The sequence below is a fragment of the Paenalcaligenes sp. genome (genome assembly GCF_030152715.1).
In the GTDB taxonomy this organism is placed as follows: domain Bacteria; phylum Pseudomonadota; class Gammaproteobacteria; order Burkholderiales; family Burkholderiaceae_B; genus Paenalcaligenes; species Paenalcaligenes hermetiae.
The window spans coordinates 1-15,544 of sequence record NZ_JASLIX010000031.1 but is presented as its reverse complement, the minus strand read 5'-3'; the positions used below and the strand labels follow the sequence as shown (position 1 = coordinate 15,544).

The window sequence follows — 15,544 nt, the reverse complement described above, 5'->3', positions numbered from 1 at the left end:
CCCTTAATCCTCTAGCATGTAGGCTTTCCAAGCACGATATAAGTTACGCACAGGTAATTCACTTGTTCCATTAATTGCCTTATACCCTCCAGGAATAGCTACATCCGTTCCGTGATATCGATGCATACTAATCCAGTCTCCTCCATCAACCAGATTTCCCTCCTGACAGCGGCCATAAAGCTCTACATCGTCAGGCATTACATTGGAAGACGGTGAGTTAATTAAGTTGGCGTACATTAAGCCGCGATGAAATAGCTCATCGGGCACCCCTTTCAAGCGGAATAACTGAATTTCTACTTCTGTCTCATTCACAGAAACAGGACGAATGACTCGAAACTGCTGGAAAACCGTATGTGGGGAGCCGCTACCATACAAAACCGTGTTATGTCGATTTTCACTTAAGATCTCTAGTGCACGCTCAGCACCATATGCCTCGCTTAAAAGCTCATAATGGCGCTTAGATACAGGATCTGTTTCTATCGACCCCGGATCAAAGATACCCTCCATATAACCATGGCCATGATCAAATGCATAAAGATCTAACTTTTCCCAAAAAGCATACGGCTCACCATTACCGGCCATAATATGTAGCTCTAAAGGCATATGTCCTTCTTGCTCTGCTTGCTTCTTAGCAGCAGCATGTGAGGACTCGTGCGTCACTACTGCATGCATTGTGTCATGCAGATTCTCATAAAAGACTTTCCAGTTAGAAGGCTGCTTTACTTTAAAACTGCCTTTTACTACCTCAACCTCTCCTAATGGAGAGCGATCACAAAGATTATCTAGGGAGCTAATTACACCGCCTAAAAACTCTTGTAGTCCAATACCGCTTTCTGACTGATTCGCAAAAACAAAACCTCGATAACTTTCAACACGTGCAACACGACGCATTGAAAAATCCGGGTGTTTAGGATCAAAGCAGGTACCCTCGAAGCCCGCCCTCATAGGAGCTGCTAAATGCTGCCCATCTAATTTGAATGTCCAAGCATGATAAGGGCAGCGAAAAAACTTCCCTGTATTGCCACACCCCTTCGCCACTACCTGCGCTCCCTTGTGGGGACAGCGATTATAAATAACATGGACATTATTATCACTACCACGCACCATAATGACCTGCTGAGTGCCCAAAGTAGTTGTAATATAGTCTCCTATATTAGGAACTTGGCTTTCATGACCAATATATACCCATATTTTTCCATAAATACGTTCCATTTCCATGTCAAAAATGACCGGATCAGTATAGAGATTTTTATGGACACTATCATCTCTAACCATAGCCCTAATATCCGATTTTGAATATTTAATCATTATCTCCTCCTTACAATTTACAATCTACAGAAAAAGGATCTTTATAATCACTAAAAATCTTTTCCACAGTTTTATTAGTTAAGACGCCATCATCATTTAAATAAACCTCTCTCATGTAGTAGTCCTGAATTGGATAATTATTATTATTAAATCTAAATTTACCTCTAACAGACTCAAAATCTGCTTTTTTTATTTCTTCTCTTAGCCTTTCAGTATCTTTATAATTACCATCTATATTTTTAATAGCAGAGCTAATAAGTTGAGCCGCATCATAGCCTTGAGCTGCATACATCGATGGCAATCTGCCGTACTTTTTCTTAAATAACTGAACAAACCTTTTGTTTGCTTCATTGTCTAAATCGGGCGACCATTGCGCAGCATTCATCATCCCTCGCATAGGATCACCAACAGCTTTAATGGTATCTTGATCTGCTGAAAACCCAGGGGTATATATAGCTAACTGTTGATTCAACCCTGCACTTACTAGTTGTTTAATAAAACCTACCCCCATCCCTCCAGGCAAAAAGAAAAAAACTGAATCTGCTCCCGATGCTCTAATTTGAGCAATCTCTGCAGAGTAGTCTAGCTGACCTAATTTTACGTAAATCTCATCAGCAATATTCCCTTTAAAGAAACGCTTAAAACCATCAATGGATTCGCGCCCTCCGGGGTAATTAGGTGCAATTAAAAACACACTTTTATATTTTTTATCATTAATATACTTACCCATTGCTGAAGGAATATCCTCATTCTGCCATGAGACTGTAAAAAAATTCTTATGGCATCTATTACCAGCATACTCCATAGGTCCTGTATTAGTTGATATATATATTTTCCCACTATTTAAAACTAATGGCATTACAGGAAGCAAAACATTAGAAAAAACCATTCCTGTCAACAGGTCAACCTTATCTCTTTTTATTAATCTATCTGCTGCCTGCCTGCCTTCACTTGCTTTTTGCTGATCGTCCGCTATGATCAGTTTGACTGGTACCCCGCCAAGCTTATTATTACTAACTGACAAAGCCAGCTCAAACCCATCTTTAATCTCATTCCCCAATGCCGCCCCTGGCCCTGATAAAGTAGAGAGCAAGCCAATTTTCAACTCATCTGCAAGCGCCAACCCATTGGAAATGATTAACGCACTTAGTGCTGTCCCTATATAAAACCTCTTCATGTCTCGCTCCTTTAGTCAGTGATTACCCTTGATATGCTCTTCCAATGGTATATAAATCTTTTATTCTTATAGAATGAAACTACTTTATGTCTAAACTATATTAGATAAGGAGACAAAATAGCACTAGCCATATCTGGCACGTTCTATCCATATTAAGAAAACAAATGGAGACATAAAAATGACTTCTTGGCTGCTCAATGGGCTAAAAAACCTTTATTCTAAGAACCCTATTTTTGAGTCCTCTGATCCCGATTTCACAGCGGAAGGAACAGCCCAAGCACTCAAAGAACATCAACTAATTTGGAAAAATGGAAAAGTAGATTCCGTTTTACGCTGTATTGAACTCGGTGAACTCTCTTTTATGATGCTTCGGTATGGTGCTGCCGTACATGTATCACCTGACTATCTCAAAGATTTTTATTTATTTCAGGTGCCAACTTTAGGTAGGTCTCTTATTGGAGTTGGAGACAAAGTCGTACAAGCCAACCCGCAAACTGCGGGCATTATCTCTCCCATGCAACCTCTTTCTTTAGACTGGGATAAAGGCTGTGAGCAATTTTTAATAAAAATTCCTAAATCTCTAATAGATCAAGCCTACATGCAACTATTGGATATTGCTCCTGATGATCTAATTATTTTTGATCCCTCTTATTCACTCAATACGCCCCATGGTCAAGCTTTGCAACATCAGATCAGCACGATTTTATCGTATGCTTCTCAAAAAAATGCTTATCCTGATCAGTGGTTTGCAAATATACAAGCCAACTTATTACAGCACTTACTGCTCACACAACCTAATAATTACTCCCGACTATTCCATCACTCTCCTGCTATGACAGGACAAAGGCGATTACGAGTCGCTCGTCATTACATACATCAAAACTTAACAAGATCAATAAGACTTGAGGAGATTGCTCAAGCTTGTAACTCAAGTATACGCAGTATGACTGAAGCTTTTCGACTACATCTCAACATGAGCCCAACCCAATATATACGTGAAGCCCGCCTTGCAGCAGTCCGTCAGGAGTTACTAAAAGCTCCTTCCAATGCTACTGTGACTGATATCGCAACAAAGTGGGGATTTACCCATTTAGGGAGATTCAGTGCATGGTATAAGCAGATGTATCATGAATCTCCCTTAGATACATTAAAGAAATAAATTAGCGCCCAGCGGTTAAAGCTACCCGATGCTCAACTTTTTCTAAGTGTTCAACGGCACCGGCTTCTTTAGCCAGCTGATACATCTCATCGATCCCCACCGTAACTAAAACCTCTCCAGTCTCATCTAGAATCTGGAGAGGGCCATGAAAAATAGCTAGCATTAAAGCACCTTCATCTGAACCTGGGGCGTGAGTAACACCACCTGCCTCTAACATAAAATCATTCTCGAAAACCTCTCCATTATCATAAAAAAAAGATCCTTTAAGCATAAATATTTCCACTGCTCCCAAGTGCTTATGAGGGGCAAATCGCGAGCCAGGATCGAAGGTATTCAAAACAACCATATACCCTCTATTTTCATCAAAATTGAGGATCTTATATTGAATTCCCTCTAACCCTGGCTTGTTGAGACGAGTCCACGGGATCTGATCAGTTCGAGTAATAAACCCACCATCATCTAACTTACAATGAATGGCATTAACAATTTTATTATCACTCATGGCATCCTCCTTTTTATTCAAGTCCTTTAAACTTAAACAAAGACTGCTCGCCCTCCAATCCATTTTCGGCAATTACCAGCCATTTCGAGCAAAAAAAAACCCCTCGGTGACAGAGAGGGGTTAATATCAGTAAAAGGCATATTTAATCAAGCCGAATTCCTTCGTGCAAAGCGCAAATACCTGCCGTTAAGTTAAAATACTGTACGCGCTCTAATCCCACGTCACGCATCATTTGTGCCAGGGTTTCTTGATCTGGGTGCATGCGAATTGATTCCGCTAAATAACGATAGCTGTCCTCATCTTGTGCTACGATTTTTCCTATCTTGGGCAAGATATTAAATGAATACCAATCGTAAGCTGGCGCCAAAGGTTTAGCAATTTGAGAAAACTCGAGTACAAGTAATTTCCCACCAGGTTTTAACACCCGATACATTTCTGCCAACGCCTGATCTTTGTGTGTCATATTGCGCAAGCCAAAAGCCACACTGACACGATCAAAATAGCCATCAGGAAAGGGAAGATACTCAGCATCACACACAGCAACTGGTGTCACAATACCCTTGTCTAGCAGACGATCTCGCCCAACACCTAACATAGAGCTATTAATATCAGTTAGCCAAACCTGGCCACTGGGACCGACTTTGCGAGCAAAAGCCTTGGAAAGATCGCCCGTACCACCGGCGATATCCAGAATTTTCATACCCGGTCGCACTGCGGCGCGACCAATAGTGAACGATTTCCAAATGCGATGCAGTCCACCTGACATCAAATCATTCATGACGTCATAGCGCTGCGCTACTGAGTGAAAAACCTCTGCAACTTTGGTGGCCTTTTCATGCTCAGCGACCGTTTGAAAACCAAAGTGCGTGGTTTCAGTAGACTGGGGTTGAGGTGTTTTATTTTCCATGATGCTGTAATCGTACCGTAAAAAGCCACTAAAAAGCGAAGCGTCCGCTGAAAAAGTCCATATATTTACATCGAATTTTCACAAACCTGAAACATTAACGCCATATTATGGAGCTATTGTTAATTATCTCAGTTTTATTTCAGCACCATGAGCACCACTATTCTTGTTATTGAAGACGAACCCGCGATCCAGGAACTAATTGCGGTGAATTTATCCTTTGCCGGCCACAAGGTATTACGGGCTTATGATGCCGAGCAGGCACAAACCTTGATTCTTGCTGAGCTGCCTGATCTTATTTTACTCGACTGGATGCTTCCTGGCGCATCAGGTATCACACTAGCTAAAAAACTACGCTCCGATGAGCGCACACGACAAGTGCCTATCATTATGCTTACTGCCAAAGGCGCGGAATCCGACAAGGTGGATGGCCTAGAAGCTGGCGCGGATGATTACATCACCAAACCCTTTTCCCCTAAAGAGTTACTAGCTCGCATCAAAGCCGTTTTACGTCGACGCGCTCCGCAATTAACCGATGATATCATTGAAATCGGCAGTCTACGCTTAGACCCCACTACGCATCGGGTGACGGGGGATGAAAAAACGCTTACCATTGGGCCTACAGAATTTCGTTTATTACATTTTTTCATGACCCACACAGAACGTGTTTTTTCACGAGCCCAGCTTTTAGACAAAGTTTGGGGGGATCACGTTTTTGTTGAAGAGCGCACAGTAGACGTGCATATTCGACGCTTGCGCAAAGCGCTTGAACCAAGTGGCCATGATGCTCATATTGAAACCATACGTGGCGCTGGCTATCGTTTTGCAGCCGTTTTACCAGAGCGCCCCAATAAATAAACCACCGTTATGAAGAAAACCCTGAGCACCGTCAGTTTATGGGCCCTCCTCTCACTGGCTTTAGGTCTATGGCTAGGCGCAGCCATAGGATGGGGCGCATTTGCACTCGGCCTACTGACTCTGGTGCTCACGAGTGGACGCCAACTTCAAAAGATCCAGCTTTGGGTACGAGACGTAGACGCCGCCCCTCCAGCTGCTGTTGGCCCTTGGGACGATATATTAGCGCCTATCTATCGACGCCTTAAACAAAATCGCGAACAAATTCAAACTCTCAACCGCCATTTAGAAGGCATGATGATGGCGGCCGAGGCCTTACCCGATGGCGCCGTGACCTTGGACCAGTCCATGACTATACAATGGTGCAATAAAACTGCCAGTCAACATCTTGGCTTAAATCTGGCGACAGATCGGCATCAAAGTATTTTTAATATTGTTCGTACCCCTGAGTTTGCACATTATGCGCATACTCGCCAATGGGATCAGCCTTTATTACTACATATCAATCAGCGCGGTCAGGAACGTGCTCTTTTATTGCAGCTGACTCCCTATGGTTTCGGCCAATTTTTACTCGTCACCCGAGATGTCACCCAAGTCGAAAAACTCGAAACCACACGCAAAGATTTTGTAGCCAATGTTTCCCATGAGTTACGGACACCACTAACAGTGCTTCTGGGCTTTTTAGAAACGCTACGCGATATGCCCGCTGACTCCTTGCCTATGGAACAGCGAGTACGCTATGAGCAAATGATGCTAGAACAAGCCCAGCACATGCAAGCTATTGTGTCGGACCTATTAACCCTATCGACCTTAGAGTCTTCTCCTACAGCTGAAAACACCGCCGTGCCCCTTAACTGCGTTATCGAGCAAGCGCTGCAGCGAGCCAAAGCCCTATCTGATGGTCAACATGTTTTTGTCACATATATCGATGACAATCTCTGGGTTGAGGGCGCAGAAACCGAATTAGCCTCTGCTATAGGTAACTTACTGACTAATGCCATACGCTATACGCCCAAAGACGGCACGATTACAACGAGCTGGGTACTTAATGAGGACGGCTCCGCCACCTATTCCGTTCAAGACACAGGGATTGGCATTGCCCCTCAAGATATTCCTCGCCTGACGGAACGATTTTATCGCGCAGATAAAGGACGCTCACGTGCGACAGGAGGCACAGGACTAGGCTTAGCTATTACTCGCCATGTCGTTGCGCGACACCAAGCTGAGCTCGATATTAAAAGCCGTTATGGCGCTGGTAGCACCTTTAGCATCCATTTTCCTAAAGAGCGAGTTCGCTTTGCTAACACATAAGGCTATGATAGAGGCGTAAGAACACTCATTATGGAGATCCATCGTGTCACAAACAGAATTACGTCCATTTCACTTAGCTTTCCCCGTACGCGACCTAGAAGAAGCGCGTGAGTTTTATGGTAAAAAACTCGGCTGTCCAGAAGGTCGATCTTCTGATCAATGGATCGATTTTAATTTATATGGCCATCAAATCGTGGCACACTTAGCACCTAATGAATGCAATCCTGTCGCCACCAGTGATGTGGACGAACACAATGTGCCGGTGCGACATTTTGGTGTGGTCTTAGATATGCCCACTTGGGAGGCTCTAGCCGACCGCCTTAAAAAAGACGGCACGGAGTTTGTTATCGAGCCATATGTGCGCTTTAAAGGCCAACCCGGGGAGCAAGCCACCATGTTTTTCATGGACCCCTCTGGTAACGCCTTGGAGTTTAAAGCTTTTCACTCTTTAGATTCATTATTTGCCAAATAAAAAAGCGGGCTTAGCCCGCTTTTTTATTCACTATAGAAACAGTTTATACGCTGGATTATCACTTTCATTCCAATAAGGATAACCAAGCTCATCTAAAAACACCCTAAAATCTTTTTTGTCGGCTGGTGGTACTTGGATCCCTACTAGAATACGCCCATAATCATCACCCTGATTACGATAATGGAACAAACTGATATTCCACTCTGGGTTCATACAACTTAAAAAACGGCGCAACGCTCCAGGCCGCTCAGGAAACTCAAAGCGGTATAACACTTCGTGATGTGCCAAATCAGATTTACCGCCCACCATATAACGCAAATGGGTTTTAGCCATTTCATTATTCGTCAAATTAAGCGTAGGAAAGCCCTGATCCATAAAATGCTGCTCTAAATGATCGATTTCCTGTGCGGATTGTATTTGTAATCCCACAAAAACATGAGCCGTCTCTGCATCGGAGATACGGTAGTTAAACTCGGTGACAGACCGATCCCCCAAAGCCTCGCATAAACGTAAAAAACTTCCATGCTTTTCAGGGAGTGTGACAGCAAAAAGCGCCTCTCGCGCTAAGCCTACTTCGGCACGCTCCGCAACAAAACGCAAGCGATCAAAGTTCATGTTTGCCCCAGAGGTGATGGCAATACATGTTTTTCCTGTAAGCTGATGCTCACGGATATATTTTTTGGCTCCCGCCATGGCTAAAGCCCCTGCGGGCTCCAACACACTACGTGTATCTTGGAAAACGTCTTTAATCGCTGCACAAATCGCATCCGTATCTACCAACACAAAGTCATCCACGTATTTTTGTGTTAGTTTAAACGTCTCTGACCCTACCTGCTTGACAGCAGTGCCATCCGAAAATAACCCCACGTCATTTAACACCAAGCGACGTTTCGCTTTAACACTGCGCTGCATGGCAGCGGAATCTTCGGTTTGTACCCCAATAATCTTAATCTCTGGGCGTAACTGTTTAATATAAGCGGCTACCCCCGCAATTAAACCGCCCCCACCAATAGGCACAAAAATCGCATCAATGGGCCCGGGGTGCTGATGTAAAATCTCCATACCGATCGTACCTTGGCCCGCAATCACATCCGGATCGTCAAAAGGGTGAACAAAAGTTAACCCTTCTTTTTCCATTAAGGTCACCGCATGGTCATAAGCATCGGTAAAACTTTCCCCTGCCAATACCACTTCGCCACCCAAATTGCGCACGGCTTCAATTTTTAATTGAGGGGTGGTGACAGGCATCACAATCACCGCACGAATACCTAAACGTTTAGCTGAAAAGGCTACGCCTTGCGCATGGTTACCAGCCGAAGCCGCAATAACCCCTTTAGCTAAGTCTTCTGCCGGCATCTGAGCCATTTTGTTATATGCACCACGTAACTTAAAGCTAAAAACCGCCAATTGATCTTCGCGTTTAAGTAAAATACGGTTATTAAGTTGGGCAGAAGCCAAAGGAGCGAGCTCTAAAGGTGTCTCTGACACCACATCGTAGACCTTAGAAGTCAAAGTACGTTTAAGATAGTCGTTGGACATAATGGGTAGATTCTTTACTCTATACCGCTTAACACGGCAAAAATAGACGCGATTAAAACAAAAAAGAATAACATATGCACACTGAAAATAGGCGTAGCTCGCCTTTTTATGCTGTATTTTGATTTGGAATTACATGGAAGCGTGGACACACAATACCGTACTGTGGCTTTTACAGGTTTTAGCTTTACCTGAAATTGGTCTCAGTGCCATATTTATCATTAGCTTGGTTTCAGCCACGCTACTCCCCTTAGGCTCCGAACCCGCGGTTCTTGCCTATGTCACCCTAGCCCCAACCATGTTTTGGGCGGCTATTGTCGTGGCAACAATAGGCAACACCCTAGGGGGAGCCATCAGCTACTGGATGGGCCTAGGCGCCGTCAAAACCTATGAAACATGGCGTGAAAAACACCCACATGATGACAAACAGTCGCATTATGCACAAAAAACCGGTGGACGTTGGCATCAGCAGATCAGCCAGTGGCTACAAAAACTCGGACCTAAGGCGCTATTGTTTTCATGGCTGCCTATTGTTGGCGATCCGCTTTGTGCAATAGCCGGCTGGATGCGCATGCCTTTGCTCCCCAGTTTAATTTATATGGCGATCGGCAAATTTTTACGCTATACCATCATGACAGCAGCGATTATCTGGATACTGCCCCATTTGGGCTGGGCTTAAATGAACGGAACGCGCCATAAAAACCACAACTCACTGCACCCAATTGCAGTGAATGATTTACACTAAAGGGTTCTCTTATTGCTTAATCTTTCTCAAGGCTTTTAGTCAGAACATTATGAATGCTCCGGTCGCCAGCCAATTTTTAGCCGCTAATGCGTCTGAATCCACTCATCGTTTACGCGAAATCCCTTACAACTATACTTCGTACTCCGATCGCGAGATCGTACTACGCCTGCTTGGAGCAGAAGCCTGGGAAAAGCTATCTGAGCTGCGCTCAGAGCGTAAAACTGGCCGCTCAGCTCGTATGTTATTCGAAGTACTAGGTGATATTTGGGTAGTGCGTCGCAACCCTTACTTACAAGATGATTTGCTGCATAACCCTAAGCGTTTGCAACAGCTCATCGAAGCATTAAGCCATCGGCTCAACGAAATCAATGCTCGCCGAGAGATCGAGGTTCCGGAGCGTGACCATAAAGTCCTCACCCTACTTTCTGCCGCACGCCAAGCGGTTAACGATTTTGAGCGAGCCTTTCACGAGGCTCGAGAACTACGCCAACAAATCCAAAAACGCCTAGCCAATATCACCGCCAAAGACAATATTAAATTTGATGGGCTATCTCGCGTCTCGCATGTTACTGATGCCACCGACTGGCGCGTCGAATACCCATTTGTGGTCTTAACCCCTGACTCCGAAGAGGAAATCGCCGCGTTGGTCCGCGCCTGTATTGAATTACGCCTTACCATTATTCCTCGTGGGGGCGGCACCGGTTATACCGGCGGAGCCATCCCACTAAGTGCACGCTCGGCCGTCATCAATACAGAAAAACTAGACGCTATCGGCCCCGTGGAATGTATTCAACTACCCGGTGTCAGCGAGCCAACTCATACCATCTTAACCGGTGCCGGTGTCGTCACGCGGCGGGTCGATGAAGCCGCCCAAGCGGCAGGACGCGTTTTTGCAGTGGACCCTACCTCTGCCGATGCTTCCTGTATCGGGGGCAACGTAGCCATGAACGCTGGTGGCAAAAAAGCGGTACTCTGGGGCACTGCCTTGGATAACCTAAGCTGGTGGCGTATGGTTGATCCTGAGGGCAACTGGCTCGAGGTCACGCGCATTAATCATAACTTAGGCAAAATTCACGAGGTCGAAGAGGCTGTCTTTGAACTGCACTGGTACGATGGCGCACATGCGCCTGGCGCAAAGCTGCTACGCCAAGAAACCCTGACGATTGCTGGTCACCGTTTCCGTAAAGCCGGCTTAGGCAAAGACGTCACGGATAAATTTTTAGCTGGCTTGCCAGGTGTACAAAAAGAGGGCTGTGACGGCATCATTACCGCAGCACGCTGGATTTTACATCGCATGCCCGAACAGACCCGCACTGTTTGTTTAGAGTTCTTTGGCTCGGCTCGCCATGCCGTACCCGCTATTGTTGAAATCAAAAACTATCTCGACCATGAAGGCAAAGCCATGGGCGCTTTGCTTGCTGGTCTGGAACATCTTGATGAGCGTTATCTGCGTGCAGTAGGCTATGCCACCAAAAGCAAACGTAACGGCCTACCCAAAATGGTACTAATTGGCGATATCGTTGGTGATGATGAAAATGCCGTTGCCAAGGCCGCAAGTGAGGTCATACGTTTAGCCAACTCACGTCATGGCGAAGGCTTTGTAGCAGTCAGCGCCGAAGCGCGTAAACGTTTTTGGTTAGATCGTGCTCGCACAGCCGCCATTGCCCGCCACACCAATGCGTTTAAAATCAACGAGGATGTCGTAATTCCTCTCGAGCGCATGGGCGAGTACACGGACGAAATCGAGCGCATTAACATCGAGCTTTCTACTCGAAATAAACTACGCCTTATTGATGAAATCGAGCAGTTTCTCAATGGTGATCTACCCATAGGCAAAGTTGTGGATCATGATGATGCCGTGCATACTCGTGAAACTGTGCTCGAGGATCGTCGCCACGATGCGTTAGCAACTTTACAGCAAGTACGTCAACGCTGGAGCTGGCTCTTGCATCATCTAGACGCTAAGGTTAAGGATCACTTACACACCCTGCAAGAGCTTGCCGTCCCCAACTTTTCTGCTCTCCAAGCCCGCTTATCTGAACAGCCCGAGGTCCACATAATTGAGCTGTTACAAGATCACACCATCCGTATTTCATGGAAAACAGAAATCCGCGCGGCCATGGAAAAACATTTTCCTGGGGCTGATTGTGCGGCGGTCTTAGCGCAGATCCAATCTATTCATGATCGCGTCCTGCGTAGTCGTGTTTTTGTGGCGTTACACATGCACGCTGGCGATGGTAACGTACATACCAATATTCCCGTAAACTCTGATGATTACGGCATGCTCCAAGAAGCCAATGAAACGGTAGCGCGCATTATGCAAATCGCCCGTCGTTTAGATGGTGTTATTTCTGGCGAGCATGGGATTGGCTTAACTAAGTTCGAATACCTCACCCAAGAGGAGCTCCAGCCCTTCCAAGACTACAAACGTCGCATTGACCCCGAAGGACGCTTTAATGCAGGTAAGCTCATGCCGGGAGCAGACTTATCTCAGGCCTGGACGCCTAGTTTTAACCTATTAGGCTACGAATCCCTGATTATGCAACGTAGCGAAATTGGTGCTATCTCCCACGCAATTAAAGACTGTTTACGCTGTGGCAAATGTAAACCCGTCTGTGCTACTCATGTACCCCGTGCTAATCTGCTTTACTCGCCTCGCAATAAAATTCTTGCTACCTCTTTGCTGATTGAGGCTTTTCTTTACGAAGAGCAAACACGCCGGGGCATCAGCCTTAAGCATTGGGAAGAATTCGAGGACGTGGGGGATCATTGCACGGTCTGCCATAAATGCTATAACCCGTGTCCCGTTGATATCGACTTTGGGGACGTTTCTATGGAAATGCGGCATCTGCTGCGCCGCATGGGCAAAAAATCAGCAAACCCAGGCACCGCTGCCGCTATGTTCTTTTTGAATGCTAAATCCCCAAAAGTCATCAATGTGACGCGTAAAGCCATCGAGGTAGGCTATAAGGCACAACGCCTAGCTCACGACCTGCTCGCCGTGCCCGCACGCAAGCAAAGCGCACACCCGCCGGCCTCGGTAGGCAAAGCCCCTATTCAAGAGCAAGTGATTCACTTTGTGAATAAAAAAATGCCTGGTGGTTTGCCTAAACAACCTGCTCGTAAGCTACTTGATATTGAAGACCCCAATTACGTCCCTATTATTCGAGACCCCTACAAAACCACGACAGAAAGCGAGGCCGTATTCTATTTTCCAGGCTGTGGGTCCGAGCGTCTGTTTTCTCAGGTTGGGCTAGCTACTCAAGCCATGCTCTGGCACGCGGGTGTTCAAACCGTACTACCACCCGGCTACCTTTGCTGTGGTTACCCCCAACGTGGTAATGGCGACTTTGAAAAAGCGGATCAAATGATCACAGACAACCGCGTTTTATTCCACCGCATGGCCACCACACTTAACTATCTGGATATTAAAACCGTGGTGGTCAGCTGCGGCACCTGTTATGACCAATTATCCATGTATGAGTTTGAGAAAATCTTCCCAGGCTGTCGCCTCATAGATATTCACGAACTGCTTTTAGAAAAAGGCATTAAGCTCGACGACGTTAAAGGCGTGCGTTATATGTACCACGACCCTTGCCACACCCCTATGAAACAGCAAGATCCAATGCGCACGGTCAAAGCCTTAGTGGGAGAGCCCACGATCAAGTCTGAGCGCTGCTGTGGCGAATCCGGCACTTTGGCTGTTACGCGCCCCGATATTTCCACACAGATTCGCTTCCGCAAGCTCGAAGAGCTTCAAAAAAACCAAGCAACGATCGCTGCGGACACCGATCACACAGAAGTCAAAATGTTGACCTCTTGCCCATCCTGTCTACAAGGCCTGGCTCGCTATCAGGGAGATACAGGAATCGAAGCGGACTACATTGTGGTAGAGATGGCTAAACATTTACTTGGTGAAAATTGGATGGCAGATTATGTGAAAAAAGCCAATGCCGGGGGGATTGAGCGCGTTTTAGTTTAATGCCGCCCTCACAAAAAAGCCTGCACGGTTATCGTTGCAGGCTTTTTTTTATAAACGCGCCTGGCGAATTTTTTCTTTTACGATAGGATAAGAAAAATAAGCAAATGCCATCACCCCCACCACACTGACCAGCCAGACCCCTAACAGCTGCCAATGCCAATAAGCCTGTTTTGTTAGCTCAATTCCCACAGAGAAAAAAGTCATGCTTAATAATGCCATGGCTGCAGCTACCGTGCCTTTGGCCACGGGCGATGACATCAACGCAAAACGGTATAACACCCCAAAACTGAGCCCCTCGCCAAAAGCGATCAAACTCATGCCCACAATCAGTGCCCATAACACGTAAACCGGCCAAATTATTCCTAGGCCCATTATCACAACCCCAGCCAGCACAAAGGGAAAGCCGATTTGCACGGTGCGCCCTAAAGGCAGTCGGTCCACCCAACGCGCTACGGTTAAATTGCCTAAAATCAACCCGCCTAACACAGGAATTTGACTCAACGCATACTGACCGCTACTCAACCCTAACCCCTCGATTAAAAAAACGGGGGATAAGGCAATCCACAACATGACGGGTAAAGCCAACATCGGGCCCGATAGGGCCAACACCACAAAAGTTCGATGCAGCAAAACCTGCTTAAAATCCTGCAAAATACCTAGCAAAGAACGCTTACGTCGTTGCTCTACCGCTAAGGTTTCCGGCATATGCTTAAATAAGCCAAATACAGCAAAACTGGACAAACAGGCTATGGCCACAAACCCCCAATGCCACGAAATATGCTCAATCATCACTGCCCCTATCACCGGGCCTAGCAGCGGGGCAAGCAGCGTAATATTCGCCATTAACGCCATCACTTTGACCGCTTGGGTTTCGGTGTAATGCTCTTGAATCGCCGCAAAACCCACTGCTGAAATCAGGGTTAAAGCGGTGCCTTGGAGCACACGCATCAACATAAACTGTTCAATTGATTGCGTAAACAAAATCCCTATGCAACATACAATAAAAAATACCGCCCCCCCAAGAAAGACCTTTCTTCGACCTAGCTGATCAGATAAAGGCCCCCAAATGGCGGCTACTAGCGCCCCACCCAGCAAATAAGCAGACATAGACGTGGGTGCCCAATGCGGGTCGACCCCAAAACCCTGCGTCACGCTCAACATAGCGGGCTGCACCAGATCGTTACCGATATACACAGCAAGCTCAAAAAAAGCAAAAGCAAGAGGAAATAAAAGCGTTTTAAAACTTAAAGAAATAGGTTGTGGCATGCTCATCACTACGCTTGGCTTCTGCGGCCAAGCCTTAGACCTAGTCTTTTATAAGATTAGGTAATATCAAAAGAAAAACGAGTTATTATTAAAACACGTATTGCAAATCATTATTATTACTTTTTAGCAAAAAAGAATATCAGCAAGCCGGATAGAATCAACCCTACCCCTACGATTTTTTGCCAATTAATCACGCGCACAGGCATATGAAACAAGCCAAATGAGTCAATAATTAACCCAAAAACCAACTGGCCTAAAATCATAAAAAACAGCATGTTTGCCACACCCAATTTGGGTGCTAAAAACACACTAGAAAAAACCAACCCA

General features: G+C 45.7%; 13 protein-coding genes. 6 read left to right on the top strand and 7 right to left on the bottom strand.

The window, feature by feature from the left end; all coding sequences use genetic code 11:
* Positions 1-3: 3 nt before the first annotated feature.
* The gene (locus Q1V74_RS02270; protein ID WP_300646879.1) at positions 4-1,308 is read right to left on the bottom strand and encodes an aromatic ring-hydroxylating dioxygenase subunit alpha; all 1,305 of its coding nucleotides are present in this window, start codon (positions 1,306-1,308) and stop codon (positions 4-6) included.
* A gap of 10 nt (positions 1,309-1,318) precedes the next feature.
* A complete protein-coding gene (locus Q1V74_RS02265) occupies positions 1,319-2,485 on the bottom strand; it encodes an ABC transporter substrate-binding protein (protein ID WP_300646878.1) in 1,167 nt (388 codons plus the stop codon).
* 178 nt (positions 2,486-2,663) lie between these two features.
* Here Q1V74_RS02265 and Q1V74_RS02260 point away from each other — a divergent pair, with 178 nt between their 5' ends.
* Positions 2,664-3,644 (top strand): helix-turn-helix domain-containing protein, encoded by a 981-nt coding sequence (locus Q1V74_RS02260; protein ID WP_300646877.1) that lies wholly within the window; start codon positions 2,664-2,666, stop codon positions 3,642-3,644.
* 1 nt (position 3,645) lies between these two features.
* Here the strand turns inward: Q1V74_RS02260 and Q1V74_RS02255 are convergent, their stop codons facing one another.
* Positions 3,646-4,146, bottom strand: coding sequence for a cupin domain-containing protein (locus Q1V74_RS02255; RefSeq protein ID WP_300646876.1), 501 nt, complete (start codon positions 4,144-4,146; stop codon positions 3,646-3,648).
* Between the two features lie 142 nt (positions 4,147-4,288).
* Positions 4,289-5,053 (bottom strand): bifunctional demethylmenaquinone methyltransferase/2-methoxy-6-polyprenyl-1,4-benzoquinol methylase UbiE, encoded by a 765-nt coding sequence (gene ubiE / locus Q1V74_RS02250; protein ID WP_260650200.1) that lies wholly within the window; start codon positions 5,051-5,053, stop codon positions 4,289-4,291.
* 147 nt (positions 5,054-5,200) lie between these two features.
* Here ubiE and phoB point away from each other — a divergent pair, with 147 nt between their 5' ends.
* Genes phoB through Q1V74_RS02235 form a run of 3 tightly spaced genes read left to right on the top strand, consistent with a single transcriptional unit; the run spans position 5,201 to position 7,688 of the window.
* Positions 5,201-5,908: a phosphate regulon transcriptional regulator PhoB gene (gene phoB, locus Q1V74_RS02245; protein WP_300646875.1), complete on the top strand. Its 708-nt coding sequence runs from the start codon at positions 5,201-5,203 to the stop codon at positions 5,906-5,908.
* A 9-nt stretch (positions 5,909-5,917) separates the two neighbouring features.
* Positions 5,918-7,216 carry a phosphate regulon sensor histidine kinase PhoR gene (gene phoR, locus Q1V74_RS02240; RefSeq protein WP_300646874.1) on the top strand — a complete coding sequence of 433 codons (1,299 nt, stop codon included), beginning with the start codon at positions 5,918-5,920 and terminating at the stop codon, positions 7,214-7,216.
* Positions 7,217-7,256: 40 nt separating this feature from the next.
* Positions 7,257-7,688 (top strand): VOC family protein, encoded by a 432-nt coding sequence (locus Q1V74_RS02235; protein WP_300646910.1) that lies wholly within the window; start codon positions 7,257-7,259, stop codon positions 7,686-7,688.
* 30 nt (positions 7,689-7,718) lie between these two features.
* Here the strand turns inward: Q1V74_RS02235 and ilvA are convergent, their stop codons facing one another.
* Positions 7,719-9,227, bottom strand: a complete 1,509-nt coding sequence (ilvA, locus tag Q1V74_RS02230) for a threonine ammonia-lyase, biosynthetic (protein ID WP_300646873.1) — start codon at positions 9,225-9,227, stop codon at positions 7,719-7,721.
* A 133-nt stretch (positions 9,228-9,360) separates the two neighbouring features.
* Between ilvA and Q1V74_RS02225 the strand changes: the two genes are divergently transcribed.
* The gene (locus tag Q1V74_RS02225; protein WP_300646872.1) at positions 9,361-9,903 is read left to right on the top strand and encodes a YqaA family protein; all 543 of its coding nucleotides are present in this window, start codon (positions 9,361-9,363) and stop codon (positions 9,901-9,903) included.
* A gap of 115 nt (positions 9,904-10,018) precedes the next feature.
* The gene (locus tag Q1V74_RS02220) at positions 10,019-13,951 is read left to right on the top strand and encodes a DUF3683 domain-containing protein (protein WP_300646871.1); all 3,933 of its coding nucleotides are present in this window, start codon (positions 10,019-10,021) and stop codon (positions 13,949-13,951) included.
* A gap of 48 nt (positions 13,952-13,999) precedes the next feature.
* Here Q1V74_RS02220 and Q1V74_RS02215 read toward each other — a convergent pair whose 3' ends face one another.
* Both Q1V74_RS02215 and Q1V74_RS02210 read right to left on the bottom strand, forming a co-directional pair.
* A complete protein-coding gene (locus Q1V74_RS02215; protein ID WP_300646870.1) occupies positions 14,000-15,223 on the bottom strand; it encodes an MFS transporter in 1,224 nt (407 codons plus the stop codon).
* A 110-nt stretch (positions 15,224-15,333) separates the two neighbouring features.
* Positions 15,334-15,544 (bottom strand): DMT family transporter (locus tag Q1V74_RS02210; RefSeq protein ID WP_300646868.1); only part of this gene is annotated, 211 nt, incomplete at its 5' end.

Coding starts and splice junctions, on each gene's coding strand:
- Q1V74_RS02215 (WP_300646870.1), bottom strand. CDS start 15,223: ATGAGCATGCCACAACCTATTTCTTTAAGTTTTAAAACGCTTTTATTT.
- ubiE (WP_260650200.1), bottom strand. CDS start 5,053: ATGGAAAATAAAACACCTCAACCCCAGTCTACTGAAACCACGCACTTT.
- Q1V74_RS02220 (WP_300646871.1), top strand. CDS start 10,019: ATGAATGCTCCGGTCGCCAGCCAATTTTTAGCCGCTAATGCGTCTGAA.
- Q1V74_RS02260 (WP_300646877.1), top strand. CDS start 2,664: ATGACTTCTTGGCTGCTCAATGGGCTAAAAAACCTTTATTCTAAGAAC.
- ilvA (WP_300646873.1), bottom strand. CDS start 9,227: ATGTCCAACGACTATCTTAAACGTACTTTGACTTCTAAGGTCTACGAT.
- Q1V74_RS02225 (WP_300646872.1), top strand. CDS start 9,361: ATGGAAGCGTGGACACACAATACCGTACTGTGGCTTTTACAGGTTTTA.
- Q1V74_RS02265 (WP_300646878.1), bottom strand. CDS start 2,485: ATGAAGAGGTTTTATATAGGGACAGCACTAAGTGCGTTAATCATTTCC.
- Q1V74_RS02255 (WP_300646876.1), bottom strand. CDS start 4,146: ATGAGTGATAATAAAATTGTTAATGCCATTCATTGTAAGTTAGATGAT.
- Q1V74_RS02270 (WP_300646879.1), bottom strand. CDS start 1,308: ATGATTAAATATTCAAAATCGGATATTAGGGCTATGGTTAGAGATGAT.
- phoR (WP_300646874.1), top strand. CDS start 5,918: ATGAAGAAAACCCTGAGCACCGTCAGTTTATGGGCCCTCCTCTCACTG.
- phoB (WP_300646875.1), top strand. CDS start 5,201: ATGAGCACCACTATTCTTGTTATTGAAGACGAACCCGCGATCCAGGAA.